Genomic DNA, 202 nt, shown 5'->3' with positions numbered 1-202 from the left:
GCGCTGTCGAGGTTGTTGGTGGCCCAGCCGCGCCAGGTGCTGTACATCGCCCAGGCGGACCACAGCAGAAGGAAGGTCATCGCTGCTCCAATGAACAGCCCCTCGCCGGCCGATGGAGGAAAGCCAGCGGCGGCCTGGAACGCTGATGTCTGAGCTCCGCTCATGCTCACGGCATCGGCCCTCCGCGCAGGGTGTAATTCCC

At 65.8% G+C, this 202-nt stretch carries 1 protein-coding gene; it reads right to left on the bottom strand.

The genetic code is table 11. The features are described from left to right. On the bottom strand, positions 1-164 hold a 164-nt coding region (locus HMPREF2924_RS34775; RefSeq protein ID WP_253187394.1), incomplete at its 3' end, for a TIGR03758 family integrating conjugative element protein. Positions 165-202 lie beyond the last annotated feature (38 nt).

This window comes from Pseudomonas sp. HMSC063H08, from assembly GCF_001813645.1.
Taxonomy (GTDB): domain Bacteria; phylum Pseudomonadota; class Gammaproteobacteria; order Pseudomonadales; family Pseudomonadaceae; genus Pseudomonas; species Pseudomonas aeruginosa.
The sequence above is the reverse complement of the archived record's forward strand: the minus strand, read 5'-3'. Positions and strand labels throughout refer to the sequence as shown.